This is a genomic window from Helicobacter sp. 219-2, from assembly GCF_030053225.1.
In the GTDB taxonomy this organism is placed as follows: Bacteria; Campylobacterota; Campylobacteria; order Campylobacterales; family Helicobacteraceae; genus Helicobacter; species Helicobacter pylori_C.
This window is the reverse complement of sequence record NZ_JASGBS010000001.1, coordinates 1,501,212-1,517,894: the sequence shown is the minus strand read 5'-3', so window position 1 is coordinate 1,517,894 and position 16,683 is coordinate 1,501,212. Positions and strand designations below refer to the sequence as shown.

Here is a 16,683-nt window from a genome sequence, read left to right as displayed (position 1 = left end):
TCATGAAGAAAGAAAAGTCATGAAAAAAGAAAAGCACCTCAAGCAAGAAAAAATCATCAACATGTTTGATGGTATAGCCAGCTCTTACGATCAAGCCAACCGCTTGATGAGTTTTGGCTTAGATGTTAAATGGCGAGAAAGGGCTTGCGAGCATGCGTTTTTGTTTTTGGAAAACAAGAAAGCGTTAAGGCTTGTGGATGTGGCATGCGGGACGGGGGACATGCTTATTGCTTGGCAAAAAAGCGCTTTAAATTGCACTATAGAGTTTAAGGAATGTTTGGGGATTGATCCCTCTAACAACATGCTTGAATTAGCCATTAAAAAATTTGAGAAGCTTGAAAACAAAGCTTCTTTCATTCAGGCTCAAGCCAAAGATTTAAAAGGCGTTGAAAATAACAGCGTGGATATTCTCTCTATTGCGTATGGCTTGCGTAATATCGTGGAAAGACAAGAGGCCTTAAAAGAGTTTTTTAGGGTGTTAAAACCTAGGGGCGTTTTAGTGATTTTAGAATTTTTAAAAAAGGACAACCCCACATGGTTGGATAAAATATCAGGGTTTTACACGAATAAGGTTTTGCCTTTAGTGGGAGGGGCTATCAGTAAGAATTATGGCGCTTATTCTTATTTACCGCAATCCATTGAGGGGTTTTTGAGTTTGGAGGGTTTGAAGCATGAATTAAAAAACGCAGGGTTTGAGATTTTAAGAACTGAAGATTCTATCGCTCAAATTTCAACGACCATGCTTGTTAGAAAAAGCTAAAGGAATGCCATGCAAGATGAATTATTTGAAACCGAAAAAGCCCCCCAAAAAAATACTAAAAACACTAAAAACGCTAAAAACGCCCCTAAAAAAAGCTTTGAAGAGCATGTCCATTCCCTAGAGCAAGCCATAGATCGCTTGAATGATTCGAATTTGTCCTTAAAAGACGGGATGGATTTGTATAAAACGGCCATGCAAGAGTTGTTTTTGGCTCAAAAGCTTTTAGAAAACGCTTATTTAGAGTATGAAAAACTCCAAACGCCCGACAAAAAGGCTTAAAGGATGCGGGTGTTTGCTTTACAGCTAGAGTCTTTTAAAGAAACTCTCATGCAATCCTTGTTCAACTCCATACCCAAGCGAAGCGTGATCGTGTTGCCTGAATACGTGATCAACCCCTTTTTCCACCATAACATGGGATTGGATTTGAATGAAATCAGCGCGCAGTCTGCGCGAGCGGTTGAATTTTTATCGCAAAAATGCGAAGAACTAGACTTAATCGTCTCAGCCCCAGTGCTTTTAGAAGAACATTCTAAAATCTATAAAAAAATCGCCCTTATTTCTAAAGAAAGCGTGAAATATTACACGCAACAACGCTTAATTCCCTATCCTCACTGGGATGAAGAGAGCTTTTTTGACAATGAAAAAAGCACTTTTAAAGAATTGCTCGTCTTTGAAAGAGACGGCTTAAGGATCGCCCCTTTGTTTGGCTTTGAAGCGCATTTTGATGAAATATGGGTTCAGGCTAAAAATCAGGGCGTGGATGTGGTGCTTTTAAGCAGCGTGGCCACCTTTGAATCCAATGAAAGGTGGCGGCTTTTGTGCCAGATGCGCGCTTTTTGCGCTTCTTGCGTGGTGGTTAGGGCTAATAGAATCGGAGCGTACCGCCAAATCATTGTAGAAGAAAATCAAAAAAACGAATTTTTGTGGAAATTTTATGGGGATAGTTTTGTGGCTTTGCCTAATGGCACTATTGAAGATTCTTTAGAGGGCAAAATGGGGGCTTTGAGCGCTCAAATGGATAAAAACGATATAGATGAATGGGCTAAATTGTGGCATTTTAGAACGATTAAAGAGGGTTGAATGATTGATAAAAAACTTTTATTGCAAGATTTTGAGATGGTGGCTCTTTCTTTAAAAAAGCGTAATAATGCGATGGATGATGAATTGGAGTGCTTGCGCGAAGTTATCACGCATTATAAAAAGCAACTCATTGAATTAGAAAGCTTGCAAGCCTTTCAAAACAGGGTTTCTAAAGAATTTGGTATCAAAATGGCTCAAAAAGTGGATACAAGCGATCTCAAAAAAGAGCTAGAAAACAATAAAATCAAACTGAATGAGCTTTCCAAAAGCGTGGGCGAATTGGAACAACAAATAGATTTAAAGCTTTCAATAATCCCTAATCTGGTGGATGAAAAAACCCCTTTAGGCGCAAGCGAAGAAGATAATATAGAAATTAAAAAAATCTTAACCCCTAGAAATTTCACTTTCAAACCCAAAGAGCATTTTGAACTCGCTCAACAAAATGGTTGGATTGATTTTGAAAGCGGCGTGAAACTCGCCAAAAGCCGTTTTTCTGTCATTAGGGGTTTTGGGGCTAAAATTTATCGCGCGCTCATTCATTTAATGTTGGATTTTAATGAAAAAAATGGCTTTGAAATCATCTACACGCCGGCGTTAGTGAATGAAAAAATGCTTTTTGGGACCGGGCAATTGCCCAAATTCAAAGAAGATGTTTTCAAAATAGAAAATGAAAATTTGTATCTGATCCCCACCGCTGAAGTAACGCTCACTAATCTATACAACGACACGATTGTTAGCGTTGAAAAACTCCCTATTAAAATGACCGCGCACACGCCTTGTTTTAGGAGCGAAGCAGGGAGTGCGGGCAAGGACACAAGAGGGATGATAAGACAGCACCAGTTTGATAAAGTAGAGCTAGTGGCTATCACGCACCCTAAAGAAAGCGATGTTATGCAAGAGCATATGCTAGAGAGCGCGAGCGAAATTTTAAAGGCTTTGGAATTGCCGCACCGGTTTGTGCAATTGTGCAGCGCGGATTTAGGCTTTAGCGCGAGCAACACGATAGATATTGAAGTGTGGCTGCCCGGGCAAAATTGCTACCGAGAAATCAGCTCGGTGTCTAACACGAGGGATTTTCAAGCTAGGCGAGCCAAAATCCGCTTCAAAGAAAATCAAAAAAACCAATTAGTGCACACCTTAAACGGCTCTTCTTTAGCAGTAGGCAGGACGATGGTCGCTTTAATGGAAAACCACCAGCAAGCGGATGGGAGCATCCACATTCCTAAGGCGTTAGAAAAATACCTTTAAGGCTAGTTTGTGCTGAATGAAGAGCAAAATTCTAAAGGATTAGAAGAAAAAGGGGGCGAAAACAGAAACGAAAAAGAAGCCCCTTTAAAGGGCATTCATTCTAAAATCCCCTCTTTTAAGCAGGCTTTAGAGCAAACACTCAATAAGATCAAAAGCTCTAAAGAGTTTTTTAAACAATTCTTACACCATAAAAAAAAGCTTTATACCGCGCTTGGGGCATTGCTTTTGCTCATTGCGCTCATTGTGGCTTTGAGTTTGTTGCTGGGGCATAAAAAAGAAAGCCAGTCCGCTTCTTTACAAACTAATAGCGCTACCACTAATAGCGAAACGCCTAACGAAACCAACAACGCCAACAACACAGAAGCCGAGGGGCAAATAGAGAATTTAGACTTACCCGATTTAATCGGCAAAGACTCCCTCAAACGAAGCGATGAAAATCAAGTGGATGCGATGATGAAAAAAGCGAGCCTTTTGTATGAGCAAGGGCAAAAAGATGAAGCCTTACACTTGTTTGACAAAGCCGCTTCTTTTTCGCAAGGGATTGCGAGCCATAATTTAGGAGTGATTAAGTTTAAGGAAAAGGACTTTAATGGGGCGTTGGATTTGTTTGATTCTAGCATCGCTTCTAAAGAAAATGCGAGCGTGAGCGCGATTGATGCGTTGGTGAGCGCTTATCATTTGCAAGATGCGGATTTGTATTATCATTATCTAAAAATTGCGAGAGACACTTTGTATAAAGACTATAAAAAGTCTTTTTATTCCTACGCTTACGCGCTCAAATCCTATTACGCCGGGGAGTATTTTGAAGCCCTTTCGCCCTTAATGCACCCTAATTCCAACGCTTTTTTAAAACCTAACGCGCGCCTAGCGTCTAAATTGTTTTTGATGTTTAAAGATGAAACGAACGCTTATAAACAATTACAAAAAAGCGCAAATGCTCAAGATGGGCTTGCTTTAGGGCTTTTGCAGGCGCGTTTGGGCCATTACAAGCAGGCTTTGGAGCATTTGCAGCATTATTTGCACAACTACCCTAAAGATTTAAACGCTTTAATGGCTTTGGAATTAGTGAGCTTGAAAAAAGGCGACACCCTTAAAGCGAGTGAAGCCTTAAAATTAGCCAGCCACACCAAAGAAGACACGCTATTAGCTAACTCTTTTTACCCCATCAAGCCCACTATAAACCCTGTTTTTTTGGATAAAGAAAGGGCCAAAGAGCGTTTTTGGAACACGCAATATTTTGAAGGCAAGAGGGATTTTATCTACCGCTTGCTCTTTTATTACGCTCCTTTTAAGGTTTTAGACTCTAAAGAAACCTTAGGCGTGATTGAAGAGGGGCTGTTTCTTTTAGACTCTGATGCACAAAAGGATTTAGAGGGGGCAAGCCTTGCTTTTAAAAGGGGGCGTTTGATGGCGATAGCGGATAAAAACGCGCTCAAAGGGTTGAAAGCGTTAGAAAACAAGCGCTTGAAAAAAGCCCTTTCTTTTTTTGATTTGTCTTTAAAAAACAGCCCCAATAACGCGCTCTTGCATTATAATACGGGCTTGATTTATGCGCAATTAGAAAATTACCACAAAGCCTATTTCCATTTTTTAAGGGCTTTTCATTTGAATTCTGCGGATTATTTGAGCGCGATTTTTGCGATTTTAGCCTCACATTTCACCCACGAAGACACCACGGAGTTTTTAAGAGAAATCACAGAGAATTTTTATAGTCAGGATTTTTCTAGCCCCACGCAAAAAGCTTTACTCTCTTCGCTCATCGCTTATTTGAATTACCGCACCAATTGGGATATGGACTGGCTTAAAAACGCCCCTAAAAAGATCCCTTTTTATTATGTGCTAGAAGCGGTGTTCGCTAAAGAGAGCAAGGATAAAAAATTGATGGTGCAATCTTTTGGGAATTTGAAAAAAATGCTCCCTAAAGATCTCATCTCTAATATCTTTTATGAAATCGTCTCGTATTATGATGCGAGCATCCGGCATACTTTAAGCATTTACACCCTTTTAGATTCGCATAAAATCAGTTGGGATCAAACCATGCAAGGGCCTATTTTGGGGCGTCATTTCTACACTTACATGGGATTTATGGTCAATGATTTAGATCATCAAGAAAAATTATTAGAGCAAAAAATCGCCAGTTTAGAAGAGAGAGAAGCCCCTAACGATTGGTTAGAAAATTTAGCGCTAGTGAGTTTGTTTCAAGGCCAGTATGAAAAAGCGAGCGCGTTGTATCAAAACTTAATTAGCGATCTTAAGGACAATGAAACACGCTTAAAAATCCTAGCGGGTTTAACCTATATCGCGCAAAATAATTACAATAACGCCGCTTTATGGCTAGAGCTTGGGAAACTAGACGATCCTAATAATGAAAATATCCGTTACGCTTTAGGGTTGTTGTATCAAAGAAAAGGGGATCTCAAATCAGCGCTAAACCATTTTTTAGCCATTAAAACCTCTGATTTTTCTTCGCCTTATTTTGATTTTGAAATTGACACCGACCTTGTAAAAGAGCGTTTGAACCAAGAAAAAAAGGGCGAGTTTTTAGAATAATGGATTTTGAAAAAAGCATTTTAGACAATTTGAACGAAGCGCAAAAAATCGCTGCAAGCCACATTCAAGGGCCTTTGCTGATTTTAGCGGGAGCTGGGAGCGGTAAGACTAAGACTTTAACGAGCCGTTTAGCGTATTTGATTGGCGCTTGTGGCGTGCCTAGCGAGAACACTTTAACGCTCACTTTCACCAATAAAGCGAGCAAAGAAATGCAAGAAAGGGCTTTGAAATTGTTGAAAAACCAAACCCTTATCCCCCCCTTGCTTTGCACTTTCCATCGTTTTGGTTTGCTGTTTTTAAGGCAACACATGAGCCTTTTAAAAAGAGCATGCGATTTTTCGGTGTTAGATAGCGATGAAGTAAAAACGCTGTGCAAACAGCTCAAAATTTCAAGCTTTAGAGCCAGTATTTTTCAAATCAAAAACGGCATGATTGATTTGAGCATGCAAGATAGCGAATGTTATAAAGCGTATGAGCTTTATCAAAACGCGCTTAAAAAAGACAATTTAGTGGATTTTGACGATTTGCTTTTTTTAAGCCTTAAGATTTTACAAGATAATGAAACCATCGCCAAAGAAACTAGCGAGCGCTATTATTACATTATGGTAGATGAGTATCAAGACACGAACGCCTTGCAATTAGAACTTTTAAAAAAATTGAGTTTCACGCACCATAATTTGTGCGTGGTGGGCGATGACGATCAGAGCATTTATGGTTTTAGGGGGGCTGATATTTCTAACATTTTAAATTTTTCCAAGCATTTTAAAGGGGCTAAGGTGGTAAAATTAGAAACCAACTACCGCTCCAGCGCTGAAATTTTAGCGTGCGCTAACTCCCTGATTAGCCATAACCAACACCGCCACAAAAAAACGCTTCAAAGTTTTAAAGGATCGCATAAAAGCGTGGTTTGTAAAGAATACTTGACGCAAAAAGAAGAGAGCTTAGATGTGGCTTATCAAATCAAAGCCCTTTTAAAGAAGGGCGAAAATTTAGAAAATATCGCTATTTTGTATCGCTTAAACGGGCTTAGCCGCAGCATTGAAGAGAGCTTGAACGCTTTGAATATCCCCTATAGGCTTATTGGAGCGGTAAGTTTCTATGAAAGAGCAGAGGTTAAAGACGCTTTGGCGTTCATGCATTTAGCGGCTAAAAAAGACGATCGCTTTTTTATTAAGCGCGTTTTAAACAAGCCATCAAGAGGCCTTGGCAAGATCACTCAAGAATGGATTTTTTCTCTTTTAGATGGTGAGGGTTTGAATTTAGAAGAAGCCCTAAAACTTGGGGTGTTTAAAGGCAAATTAAACCCTAAAAACGAACACGCTTTGAAACAATTTATCGCTATGATAGGGCGTTTGAGAGAGGCTTTTGAAATTTCAGTAGAGGAGTTTTGCGCTCGGTTTTTAGAAGAAACCAACCTCTTAAAAAGCTATGAAAAAGAAGACAATTACGAAGAAAGAGAGGGCTTTGTTAAAGAGCTTTTAAGCTTAGTGAAAGAGCATTTTAAAACTAACCCCACGCATTCTTTATTGGATTTTTTGAATGAAAGCGTTCTAGATACCCATAATACAGAAAACGTGCAAAAAGTGAGTTGCATGAGCGTGCATATGAGTAAGGGATTGGAGTTTAAGCATGTGTTTGTGATCGGGTTAGAAGAAGGGTTTTTCCCGCATAGGGGGTTCAATCAAGAAAGCGATTTAGAAGAAGAAAGGCGCTTGGCTTACGTAGCGATCACTAGGGCTAAAGAAGGATTGCAGCTCTCTTATGTTCAAGAGCGTTCGTATTTTGGGAGGAAAATTTCTTGCTCGCCCTCTGTGTTTTTAGAAGAGGCCAAGTTGCTCAAGCAAGACAACCCCCCTAAACAGGATCACAAAAAAGACACGCCCATTAAAGTGGGGGATTTGATCAGGCATAAACTTTTTGGCACCGGTAGGGTTTTAGGCGTAGAAAAAGGCTTGAGCGGTTTGTGCTTGAAAATCAATTGCGGAGGGAATGTCTATGATAAAATCTCAGCAAAATTTGTAGAAAAAGTGGATAACGGGTTTTGAAAATTTTAATCCTTTTTTTGATCGGTTTAAACGCGCTATTTGCTCTAGATTCAAACGCACTTAAAACAGGGATTAAAGAAGCTTACCTTAAAGAATACAAAGACTTAAAATTAGAAATTGAAACCATTAACTTAGAAATCCCAGAGCGCTTTTCTAACGCTCCAATTTTAAGCTATGAATTAAACACTTCCAACAAGCTTAAAAAAGATGGGGTCGTGTTTTTAAGGTTGGAAAATGAGCCTAATTTACGCCTACCGGTGCGTTATAGCGTGATAGGCAGCATGCAGGCTTTTAAAAGCATAGGGGCGATTAAAAAAGATGAAAGCATCACCGCTAACAACACAAAAAAAGAGCGCATTTTGTTTGGCGCGCTTTCTAATCCCTTATTAGAGGGCGCGATTAATAAAGTGAGTGCGAAAAATTTTATCCCCCCTAACACGCTTTTAAGCGCGGATAAAACCCAAGCCTTAATCATCGTGCGTAAAAACGACATTATCACCGGGGTGTATGAAGAGGGGCAAATCAGCATAGAAATAAGCCTAAAAGCCCTAGAAAATGGCACGCTCAATCAAATCATTCAAGCGAAAAATTTAGAAAGCAATAAAATACTGAAAGCAAAAGTGTTGAGCAGCTCTAAAGCGCAAATCTTATAAAGGACATTCATGAAATTGGTTTTAGGCATCAGTGGGGCGAGCGGGATACCCCTAGCCTTGCGGTTTTTAGAAAAATTACCCAAAGAAATTGAAGTTTTTGTCGTGGCGTCTAAAAACGCGCATGTCGTGGCGTTAGAAGAATCTAACATCAACCTTAAAAACACCATGAAAGATTTACGGCCTAGTGGTACTTTTTTTAACGAGCAAGACATCCATGCGAGCATCGCTTCAGGGAGTTATGGTATCCATAAAATGGCGATCATTCCAGCGAGCATGGACATGGTGGCTAAAATCGCGCATGGCTTTGGGGGGGATTTGATTTCTAGGAGCGCATCTGTGATGCTTAAAGAAAAGCGCCCCTTACTCATTGCCCCCAGAGAAATGCCTTTAAGCGCTATCATGCTAGAAAATTTGCTCAAACTCGCCCACTCTAATGCAATCATTGCACCGCCGATGATGACTTATTACACCCAGAGCAAGACCTTAGAAGCGATGCAAGATTTTTTAGTGGGGAAGTGGTTTGACAGCTTAGGGATAGAAAATGATTTATACCCACGATGGGGAATGAACTGATGCGAAAAATCGGCATTTACCCGGGCACTTTTGATCCGGTCACTAACGGGCATATAGACATCATCCACCGATCCAGTGAATTGTTTGAAAAGCTCATTGTCGCTGTGGCGCATTCAAGCGCTAAAAACCCCATGTTTAGTTTAAAAGAGCGCTTAGAAATGATACAGCTTGCCACTAAAAGTTTTAAAAATGTAGAATGCGTGGCGTTTGAAGGGCTATTAGCCAATCTGGCTAAAGAATATCATTGTAAGGTGTTAGTTAGGGGCTTAAGGGTGGTGAGCGATTTTGAATACGAATTGCAAATGGGCTATGCGAACAAATCCTTAAACCACGAATTAGAAACCTTGTATTTCATGCCCACTTTGCAAAACGCTTTCATAAGCTCTTCTATCGTGCGATCCATTATCGCGCATAAGGGCGATGCGAGCCATTTAGTGCCTAAAGAAATCCACCCTTTTATTTCAAAGGTTTAAAATGTATGTGGCGTTAGAAGGCGTTGATGGCGCGGGCAAAAGCACTCAAGTAGGATTATTAAAAGACCGGTTTAAAAACGCCCTTTTTACCAAAGAGCCAGGGGGGACGAGAATGGGCGAGAGTTTAAGGCATATCGCTTTAAATGAAAACATCAGTGAATTGGCTAGAGCGTTTTTATTCTTAAGCGATAGGGCTGAGCATATAGAAAGCGTGATAAAACCGGCATTGAAAGAAAAAAAGCTCATCATTAGCGACAGGAGTTTGATTTCTGGCATGGCTTATAGCCAATTTTCAAGCCTGGAATTAAACCTGCTTGCCACTCAAAGCGTCTTGCCTGAAAAAATCATTCTGTTAGTGATAGACAAAGAGGGTTTAAAACAGCGCTTAAGCCTTAAAAGTTTAGACAAAATAGAAAACCAAGGCACAGAAAAATTACTCACAATCCAGCAAAAGCTCAAAACTCACGCTTACGCGTTAAAAGAAAAATTCGGGTGCGAAGTTTTGGAATTAGACGCTCAAAAAAGCGTTGGGGATCTGCACCGCCAGATTGCAGCCTTTATTGAATGCGTTGTTTGACTTGTTTGAAGCTTTCTTTTAAGCCCCTTTGCCCAAACTGCTTGAACGATTTGCCCTTAAGCTTAAAAGTAAGGGTTTTAGAGGGCGTGAGCGTGTATAGTTTTTACGCTTATAGCGAAATAGAAGAGCTCATTAAAAGCAAATACGCGCTGATTGGCTCTCGCATTTTGCCCTTGCTTTCCCAAAAAGCCGGTGCAGAGTTTGTGAAAATCCTACAAGAAAAAGGCTTGAATACCCCCCTTTATGGCATCGCCATTGATGATAAAATCAAATCCTTTTACTCGCATTCAGCCACGCTTTTAAAAGGCTTTTGTCAAGGCAATTTAAAACCCACTTACGGGCGTTTAAGGGCTACTAATGCTGTTTCGTATGCCGGAAAAAGCCTAGAATTTCGCGCCAATAACCCACGGAATTTCACCTTCAAAGGCGATAAAGATTTAGATTATTTCTTGCTAGATGATATTATCACCACCGGCACCACCCTAAAAGAAGCCCTAAAATACCTCAAAACCCTAAACATCAAAGCGCACTTTGCAATCGCGCTTTGCAGCGCAGATGAATGAGTTATAATTTTAATTTTTAAAAGGATAAAACCATGCAAACTTTTCGGTTAGAAGATGATGTTGATGACTATGTTAAAAAAGAATTGACAAAATTAGGGCTTATGAAAAATAAGGATTTTAATGTTAAAAGTCAAATGAGTCCTAGCCTTAAAAACGCCCTTTTGAATGCGAGTAAAACTAAAGATAAAACTTCTTATGGCGAGCCAGATTTCAGTTTAGAAAAATACACGCACCCTAAAAATAAAGAGAGCGTTATCCCTATAATCATAGAAAACAAACTCTACGCTAAAAATTTAAAAAAGCTCAAAAACGACGCGTTGCAAAACGATGATCATTCCATTTCAAAGTTCGCCGTGAATGGGGCTTTACACTACGCTCAAAATATCCTAAGAAACAAAGAAAAATATAAAGAATGTATCGCCATAGGCATAGCCGGCGATGATGAAGAAAGCCTTTTGATAGAAGTGTATTATGTCTTTGCAAGCGGGATCAATTCGCACAAACTCACTAACGCTAAAAACCTGCATTTTTTAGAAAATCAAGAATCGTTTAACGCTTTTTATAAAGATTGCACGCTCACTGAAGAAGAAAAGCATTTTATCTTAATCAAAACCAAAGCCGATCTAAACGAAACCGCTAAAAAACTCAACCGCCTTATGCATAACCACAACATCACAGCGCCTCAGCGCGTGCTATACGTGAGCGGCATGCTTTTATCCATGCAAGAAATTAAAGGCAAAAAAGAGGGCTTAAAACCAAGCGATTTAAAAGGCGAATTGACCGATACTAGCCGTGATGGTGTTTTAGTGTTTAACCAAATTAGCGAATTTTTGAAAACCAAAAACTTGAGCGAAGAAAAACGAGATCTAATGCTTGCCAGTTTTAAAGAAATCAGTAAAGACCCGCAGCGCGATAAAAAACGAGCCTTGATAAAGCCATAAGCACGCTTTTAAAAAAAGATTCAAGTATCACTAAGCAAATTTTTACCTTTCTTTATGAATTTGTCCATAAGCCCATTAATGAAAGCGACAATACCGGTCATTTAGACATCATGGGCGAACTTTATAGCGAATTTTTAAAATACGCTTTAGGGGATGGTAAGGAATTGGGCATTGTTTTAACCCCGCCTTATGTAACTAAAATGATGAGCGAACTTTTAGGGGTTAATGCGAAATCTTTTGTGATGGATTTAGCCACAGGGAGCGCTGGCTTTTTAATTTCTTCTATGGTGCTAATGATTGAAGACATTGAAAAAACCTATGGCAAAAACACCACTAAAGCGAACGAAAAAATAAAAAACGCAAAAACCACGCAACTTTTAGGCGTGGAGCTTAACGCTGAAATGTTTTCGCTAGCCACCACTAACATGATTTTAAGAGGCGATGGTTCAAGCTTGATCATCAAAGGCAACACTTTTGAAACCAATAAAAAGATTTATGAAGATTTTAAACCCAATATTCTTTTATTAAACCCTCCTTTTAGCTATGAAGAAAACGGCATGCCTTTTATTAGGTTTGGATTAGAGTATATGCAAAAAGGCGCTTTAGGAGCGATCATTATCCAAGATAGTGCAGGGAGTGGGCAAGCTTTAAAATCCAATATTGAAATTTTAAAAAAACATTCGCTTTTAGCGAGCATTAAAATGCCCACCGATTTATTCATGCCTCAAGCCGGGGTGCAAACAAGCGTTTATATTTTTAAAGCTCATGAGCCACACGATTATGAAAAGCCTGTTAAATTCATAGACTTTAGAAACGACGGCTTCAAACGCACCAAAAGAGGCTTGAATGAAACCTCTAACCCCACCAAACGCTACGAAGAAATCATTAAAATTTACAAAGCCGGCTTAAACGCTAAAGTTTCTAAAGAGCTGTGGGGCGATTTAAAAACCATCTATATTGAAGATTTTATCGCTAAGCCGTGCGAAAACAAGCATGCTAAAGACTTTAATTTTGAAGCCCATCAAAAGAATGAGACTAAACCCGAATTAGAGGATTTTAAAAGAACGATAGCCGATTACCTTTCTTATGAAGTGGGCTTGATTTTAAAAAACCAAACGCCCCCAAAGTGATTGGCCCCCTTAGTAGCCAACTCAACGCTATTAAGTGGGGCGAGTTCAAATTAGGGGATTTGTTTGAAGTGCTTTCAAGTAAGAAAATTTATCATGCCAACACGATAAAAATCCATGATGCGCAAATAGAAAACAGCTACCCTTATGTCGTGCGCGCTGCAACCAACAATGGTATAAAAGGCTTTATTATAGATGACCCTACATTTGCTAATGAAAAAAATACCCTTTCGTTCGCGCAAGACACTTTCACCGTGTTCTATCAAAAACAACCTTATTTTACAGGCAATAAGGTTAAAATTTTAAAACCAAAATTTGCTTTCAAAAGTCCTAAAATTTTATATTTTATAAGTGCGATTTTACAATTTATTTTAAAACCCTTAACTTGGGGGCTAGGCTCTACAACAGAAAGCATTGCGGAGTTTAAATTTTCTCTACCCCTAAAACCCACCGCTAACACTCAAACCCTTAAGGATATTGATTTTCATTTCATGGAAAAATTCATAGCCGAACTTGAGCAGTGTCGGCTCGCCGAACTTGAGGCTTATTTAAAAGCTACAGGGCTATCAAACACCACCCTTTCTAGTGATGAAGAAAACGCCCTTAACCTTTTTGATGGCAAAAATTCTGGGGGGGGGGGGGTAATACCCCATGCGGCTTAACATGGCAAAGCTTCAAATTAGGGGATTTGTTTGAAATTTACACAGGGCGAGATATAATTATAGGGCAAACACAACAAGGTGATATTCCTTTAGTTAGTCATCAGCACGAAAACAATGGGATAACAAAAACAATAAAAGAAATATACAATAGAACCATATTTAACTATAAACAAACCATTGCTCTAGCAGATAGGGGCGTATTTTTAGCGACAACACAGAATAAAGATTTCCACATAGGAACACGAGTAAAAGCATTAGTATTCAAAAATGGCGAACAAGATAAAAAAACTAGATTATTTTTTACAACTTGTATTAATAAAAATCAGATTATGTTTTTAGATTATTCTTCAAACGCAACAAATAAACTTCCAAATTTAACGATTTCACTCCCCACCACAAAAAATGGCAAAATTGATTTTCATTTCATGCGCACCTTTATAAACGCTCTAATGAAGCAAACCATTCAAGGCGTGGTTCAATACAGCAGCGCTAAAATACAGGCTACAAAAGAAGCCATCAGCCAAGAAGCGCCAACCCAAAAAGACTCGTTGTTTTGAAACAGATGAGGTCAAGCTTGTGTTACAATAAACTTAAAATTTGCTTGATTGAAGAGGGTTGATGCATGGAAGAGCCAGTCATTAAAGAGGGGACTTTAGCGTTAATTGATACTTTTGCGTATTTGTTTAGAAGCTATTACATGAGTGCTAAAAATAAGCCTTTAACCAATGATAAGGGCTTTCCTACAGGGCTTTTAACGGGGCTTGTGGGCATGGTTAAAAAATTTTATAAAGATAAAAAAAACATGCCTTTTATCGTGTTTGCTCTAGAAAGCCAGACTAAAACTAAAAGGGCTGAAAAATTAGGCGAATACAAACAAAATCGTAAAGACGCCCCTAAAGAGATGCTTTTACAAATCCCTATCGCATTAGAATGGTTGCAAAAAATGGGTTTTACTTGCGTGGAAGTGAGCGGGTTTGAAGCTGATGATGTTATCGCAAGCCTGGCCACGATAAGCCCTTATAAAACCCGCATTTATTCTAAAGATAAGGATTTTAACCAGCTTTTGAGCGATAAAATCGCGCTTTTTGATGGCAAAACGGAATTTTTGGCGAAAGATTGCGTGGAAAAATACGGGATTTTGCCGAGTCAATTCACGGATTATCAGGGCATTGTGGGGGATAGCAGCGATAATTACAAGGGGGTTAAAGGCATTGGGAGCAAGAACGCTAAGGAATTGTTGCAGCGGTTAGGGAGTTTGGAAAAAATCTATGAAAATTTAGACTTGGCGAAAAATTTACTCAGCCCCAAAATGTATCAAGCCCTTATACAAGACAAAGAGAGCGCGTTTTTAAGCAAAGAATTAGCCACTTTAGAAAGAGGATGCATTAAAGAATTTGATTTTTCAAGTTGCGCTTTTCCTAGCGAAAACCCCTTATTGAAAATCAAAGATGAATTGAAAGAGTATGGTTTTATTTCTACTTTAAGGGATTTAGAAAATTCCCCTACGCCTTTAATTTTAGACAACGCGCCCTTATTAGACAACACGCCCGCATTAGACAACACGCCCTTATTAGATAACACCCCTAAAAAATCACGCTTGATCGTTTTAGAAAACACCGCGCCTTTGAGCGCGTTTTTAGAAAAATTAAAAAAAACTAATGCAAGGATTTTTATGCGTTTGGCGCTAGATAAAGAAAAAAAAGTTCTAGCCCTAGCGTTTTTATTGGAAGATCAAGGCTATTTTTTACCTTTAGAAGAGGCGTTATTTTCGCCCTTTTCTTTAGAGTTTTTGCAAAACGCTTTTTTTAAAATGTTACAGCATGCGCAAATCATTGGGCATGATTTAAAACCCTTACTGAGCTTTTTGAAAGCCAAATACCAAGTGTCTTTAGAAGACATTCGCATCCAAGACACTCAAATTTTAGCGTTTTTGAAAAATCCGGAAAAAGTGGGGTTTGATGAAGTTTTAAAGGAATATTTAAAAGAAGAATGGATCCCGCATGAAAAAATCAAAGATTTTAAGACAAAAAGTAAGGCGGAAAAATTAGAGCAATTGGATATGGAATTAAACGCTTTAAAGCGTTTGTGCGAATATTTTGAAAAAGGGGGGTTAGAAGAGGGTTTGCTTGCTTTGGCTAGAGAAGTTGAAACGCCGTTTATGAAAGTTTTAATGGGTATGGAATTTCAAGGCTTTAAGATTGATGCGCCTTATTTCAAGCACTTAGAGCAGGAGTTTAAGAATGAATTGCATGTTTTAGAGCGCCAAATTTTGGATCTAATTGGCGTGGATTTTAATCTCAACTCCCCCAAACAACTCAGCGAGATTTTGTATGAAAAATTAGAGCTTCCTCAAAATAAAAGCCATTCTACTGATGAAAAAAGCTTGTTAAAAATCCTAGACAAGCACCCAAGCATCGCTTTGATTTTAGAATACAGAGAACTGAATAAGCTTTTTAACACTTATACCACCCCCTTATTGCGCCTAAAAGACAAAGACGATAAGATCCATACCACTTTCATCCAAACCGGCACAGCTACCGGGCGTTTAAGCTCGCATTCGCCTAATTTGCAAAATATCCCGGTGCGATCGCCTAAAGGCTTACTCATTCGTAAGGGCTTTATCGCTAGCTCTAAAGAATATTGTTTGCTAGGGGTGGATTATTCGCAGATTGAATTGCGCTTGTTAGCCCATTTTAGCCAGGATAAGGATTTAATGGATGCGTTTTTAAAGGGGCGAGACATCCATTTAGAAACCTCTAAGGCGTTGTTTGGAGAAGATTTGGCCAAAGAAAAACGATCCATCGCTAAAAGCATTAATTTTGGGCTGGTGTATGGCATGGGGAGTAAGAAATTGAGCGAAACTTTAAACATTCCTTTAAGTGAGGCTAAAAGCTACATAGAAGCGTATTTCAAACGATTCCCTAGCATCAAAGATTATTTAAACCGCATGAAAGAAGAGATTTTAAAAACTTCTAAAGCCTTTACTTTGCTTGGGCGTTATCGGGTGTTTGATTTTACCGGCGCGAATGATTATATTAAGGGCAATTATTTGCGAGAGGGCGTGAATGCGATTTTTCAAGGGAGTGCGAGCGATTTGTTGAAATTAGGCATGCTCAAAGTGAGCGAGCGTTTCAAAAATAACCCTTCGGTGCGGCTGCTTTTGCAAGTGCATGACGAATTGATTTTTGAGATTGAAGAAAAAAACGCTCTAGAGTTGCAGCAAGAAATCCAACGCATTCTCAATGATGAAGTTTATCCTTTGAGGGTGCCGTTAGAAACGAGTGCGTTTATGGCTAAGCGTTGGAATGAATTAAAAGGGTAGTTTTTTAATTGAGTTTAAGAAAAAATATATTATTATTTCTTTATAAGTAATACTTAGCCATTTTAAGCTAATATAATATAAAGTGATTATCAAAAAATAAAGGGAAAAG

General features: G+C 39.0%; 12 protein-coding genes and 2 pseudogenes. All 14 read left to right on the top strand.

The genetic code is table 11. From position 1 onward, the window contains the following. The first annotated feature begins 19 nt into the window (after positions 1–19). The 14 genes and pseudogenes from ubiE (at position 20) to polA (ending at position 16,574) form a co-directional block, all read left to right on the top strand. Positions 20–760 carry a bifunctional demethylmenaquinone methyltransferase/2-methoxy-6-polyprenyl-1,4-benzoquinol methylase UbiE gene (gene ubiE, locus P6280_RS07335; protein WP_180635644.1) on the top strand — a complete coding sequence of 247 codons (741 nt, stop codon included), beginning with the start codon at positions 20–22 and terminating at the stop codon, positions 758–760. Between the two features lie 9 nt (positions 761–769). Then, entirely contained in the window at positions 770–1,039 is a 270-nt protein-coding gene (locus P6280_RS07330; protein ID WP_140519020.1) for an exodeoxyribonuclease VII small subunit, read from the top strand. A gap of 3 nt (positions 1,040–1,042) precedes the next feature. Next, positions 1,043–1,840: a carbon-nitrogen hydrolase family protein gene (locus P6280_RS07325; protein ID WP_283237408.1), complete on the top strand. Its 798-nt coding sequence runs from the start codon at positions 1,043–1,045 to the stop codon at positions 1,838–1,840. Then, a complete protein-coding gene (gene serS, locus P6280_RS07320; protein ID WP_283237407.1) occupies positions 1,841–3,088 on the top strand; it encodes a serine--tRNA ligase in 1,248 nt (415 codons plus the stop codon). A gap of 9 nt (positions 3,089–3,097) precedes the next feature. After that, positions 3,098–5,638: a tetratricopeptide repeat protein gene (locus P6280_RS07315; protein ID WP_283237406.1), complete on the top strand. Its 2,541-nt coding sequence runs from the start codon at positions 3,098–3,100 to the stop codon at positions 5,636–5,638. Further along, entirely contained in the window at positions 5,638–7,683 is a 2,046-nt protein-coding gene (gene uvrD / locus P6280_RS07310; RefSeq protein ID WP_283237405.1) for a DNA helicase UvrD, read from the top strand. The genes P6280_RS07315 and uvrD overlap by 1 nt, the downstream gene beginning before the upstream one ends. Next, positions 7,680–8,336 carry a flagellar basal body P-ring formation chaperone FlgA gene (gene flgA, locus P6280_RS07305; protein ID WP_283237404.1) on the top strand — a complete coding sequence of 219 codons (657 nt, stop codon included), beginning with the start codon at positions 7,680–7,682 and terminating at the stop codon, positions 8,334–8,336. Before uvrD ends, flgA begins: the two co-directional genes overlap by 4 nt. A 9-nt stretch (positions 8,337–8,345) precedes the next feature. Further along, complete coding sequence (locus tag P6280_RS07300; RefSeq protein WP_217600576.1) at positions 8,346–8,909, top strand: UbiX family flavin prenyltransferase; 564 nt, start codon at positions 8,346–8,348, stop codon at positions 8,907–8,909. Then, positions 8,909–9,382, top strand: coding sequence for a pantetheine-phosphate adenylyltransferase (gene coaD, locus P6280_RS07295; RefSeq protein ID WP_283237403.1), 474 nt, complete (start codon positions 8,909–8,911; stop codon positions 9,380–9,382). The genes P6280_RS07300 and coaD overlap by 1 nt, the downstream gene beginning before the upstream one ends. Before the next feature lies 1 nt (position 9,383). Continuing rightward, positions 9,384–9,959, top strand: a complete 576-nt coding sequence (tmk, locus tag P6280_RS07290; protein WP_212847982.1) for a dTMP kinase — start codon at positions 9,384–9,386, stop codon at positions 9,957–9,959. Continuing rightward, complete coding sequence (locus P6280_RS07285) at positions 9,947–10,522, top strand: ComF family protein (protein WP_283237402.1); 576 nt, start codon at positions 9,947–9,949, stop codon at positions 10,520–10,522. Before tmk ends, P6280_RS07285 begins: the two co-directional genes overlap by 13 nt. Positions 10,523–10,554: 32 nt before the next feature. Beyond that, positions 10,555–12,593, top strand: a pseudogene (locus tag P6280_RS07280) (HsdM family class I SAM-dependent methyltransferase). Then, a pseudogene (locus P6280_RS07275) lies at positions 12,590–13,809 on the top strand (restriction endonuclease subunit S). The pseudogenes P6280_RS07280 and P6280_RS07275 overlap by 4 nt, the downstream one beginning before the upstream one ends. 65 nt (positions 13,810–13,874) lie before the next feature. Further along, positions 13,875–16,574 (top strand): DNA polymerase I, encoded by a 2,700-nt coding sequence (gene polA, locus P6280_RS07270; protein ID WP_283237401.1) that lies wholly within the window; start codon positions 13,875–13,877, stop codon positions 16,572–16,574. Positions 16,575–16,683 lie beyond the last annotated feature (109 nt).

What these genes read in the sequence shown, in the direction of transcription:
- P6280_RS07325 (WP_283237408.1), top strand. Translation starts at nt 1,043, where the DNA reads ATGCGGGTGTTTGCTTTACAGCTAGAGTCTTTTAAAGAAACTCTCATG.
- uvrD (WP_283237405.1), top strand. Translation starts at nt 5,638, where the DNA reads ATGGATTTTGAAAAAAGCATTTTAGACAATTTGAACGAAGCGCAAAAA.
- P6280_RS07300 (WP_217600576.1), top strand. Translation starts at nt 8,346, where the DNA reads ATGAAATTGGTTTTAGGCATCAGTGGGGCGAGCGGGATACCCCTAGCC.
- P6280_RS07330 (WP_140519020.1), top strand. Translation starts at nt 770, where the DNA reads ATGCAAGATGAATTATTTGAAACCGAAAAAGCCCCCCAAAAAAATACT.
- ubiE (WP_180635644.1), top strand. Translation starts at nt 20, where the DNA reads ATGAAAAAAGAAAAGCACCTCAAGCAAGAAAAAATCATCAACATGTTT.
- polA (WP_283237401.1), top strand. Translation starts at nt 13,875, where the DNA reads ATGGAAGAGCCAGTCATTAAAGAGGGGACTTTAGCGTTAATTGATACT.
- tmk (WP_212847982.1), top strand. Translation starts at nt 9,384, where the DNA reads ATGTATGTGGCGTTAGAAGGCGTTGATGGCGCGGGCAAAAGCACTCAA.
- coaD (WP_283237403.1), top strand. Translation starts at nt 8,909, where the DNA reads ATGCGAAAAATCGGCATTTACCCGGGCACTTTTGATCCGGTCACTAAC.
- P6280_RS07285 (WP_283237402.1), top strand. Translation starts at nt 9,947, where the DNA reads ATGCGTTGTTTGACTTGTTTGAAGCTTTCTTTTAAGCCCCTTTGCCCA.
- serS (WP_283237407.1), top strand. Translation starts at nt 1,841, where the DNA reads ATGATTGATAAAAAACTTTTATTGCAAGATTTTGAGATGGTGGCTCTT.